This window comes from Roseateles sp. P5_E11 (genome assembly GCF_054049355.1).
Genome location: NZ_JBFUMO010000957.1, coordinates 1 through 1,421, shown reverse-complemented (window position 1 = coordinate 1,421; position 1,421 = coordinate 1). Strand labels below are relative to the sequence as shown.

Sequence of the window (1,421 nt, the reverse complement as noted above, 5' to 3'; positions counted from 1 at the left end):
AGATCAAGGCCCACATCATCGACAGCCTGGCCTATCCCGGCGGCCAGTGCATCGAGCTCTATCCCGACAAGCCCATCTACGACATCCCGGCCGTGCCCGTGTGCACCGGCAAGGAACTGACCGATAACCTGCTCAGGCAGATCCAGCCCTTCGGCGCGACCTTCCACCTGGGCCAGGAAGTCACCGTCGTGCAAAAGCAGGACGATGGCCGCTTTCTGATCGAGACCAGCAAAGGCACGCAGCTGCTGGCCAAGGCCGTCTTCATCGCTGGCGGCGTCGGCAGCTTTCAGCCGCGCACGCTGAAGGTCGACGGCGTCGAGCCCTACGAGGGCACGCAGGTCCACTACCGCGTCAAGGCACCGAACCAGTTCGCCGGCAAGAACCTGCTCATCATCGGCGGCGGCGATTCGGCCCTGGATTGGGCGCTGAACTTCTGCGCCGCCAATCCCGACGGCAACCCGCACAAGGCTGAGAGCGTCATCCTCGTGCACCGTCGCGACGAGTTCCGCGCCGCGCCAGCCAGCGTGGCCAAGATGCGCGAACTCTGCGACGCAATGGAGATGCAGTTCATCGTCGGCCAGGCCACCGGCATTGACGAAGCGAACGGGCAATTGACCGGCGTCAAGATCACCGGCAACGACGGCATCACGCGCGTCGTGCCCTGCGACCAGGTGCTGGCCTTCTTTGGCCTGTCACCGAAGCTCGGCCCCATCGCCGAGTGGGGCCTGGCGCTGGAGCGCAAGCAGATCGTTGTCGACACCGAGAAGTTCGAGACCAGCGTGCCGGGCATCTTTGCCGTCGGCGACGTCAACACCTACCCGGGCAAGAAGAAGCTCATCCTGAGCGGCTTCCACGAAACCGCGCTGGCGGCATTCGGCGCAGCACCGTATGTGTTCCCGGACAAGCGCATCCACCTGCAGTACACGACGACCAGCCCCAAGCTGCACAAGGTATTGGGCGTGGAGTCACCGGTCTTCGACTGAAGGCATCGGACCTGCGAAATGACGCCACAGCGGCGTTGCAAAGGCTAGCCGTAGCGCTGCTACTGTCTTCACCTTTGCGCCTTGCTGCGACGCCATTGCGCAAGCCTGGCGAGAGCCTCAATGCGGCCTGCGCGGCTTTGCCGTTTCGGCATCGCCATAGGCCAGCCCTGACTCCCAGACCTCCCGCATGCGCGACAGCAGCTCACGCGGGATGCGTTCATCGGACTTCGCTTCCTGCAGCGCCTGCTGCATGCCCTGCGCCAGGCGTTGAAGCACGGTGGCCGGCGCCTTCACATTGCAAACCTTGGTGCCAAAGGCGAGCAGTTCCTGAGTCGTCGGATAGGCCTTGCTCGTGTGCTTGCCAGCAAAGAGCTTGAGCGCCAGCGTCCGGTCCTCAAGCTCGGGGCCGCCGGCGTACTGCGTGTAGCGGTAGATGGC

Annotated in this window: 1 protein-coding gene and 1 pseudogene; one reads left to right on the top strand and one right to left on the bottom strand. The window is 64.3% G+C overall.

Going from position 1 to position 1,421, the window contains the following annotated elements:
* A partial coding sequence (locus ACXJKR_RS32470) for an NAD(P)/FAD-dependent oxidoreductase (RefSeq protein ID WP_457326363.1) occupies nucleotides 1-983 on the top strand: 983 nt, incomplete at its 5' end.
* 117 nt (nucleotides 984-1,100) lie between these two features.
* On the opposite strand, the pseudogene ACXJKR_RS32465 reads toward ACXJKR_RS32470, so the two are convergent.
* Nucleotides 1,101-1,421: pseudogene (locus ACXJKR_RS32465) on the bottom strand (hypothetical protein); the annotation flags it as partial.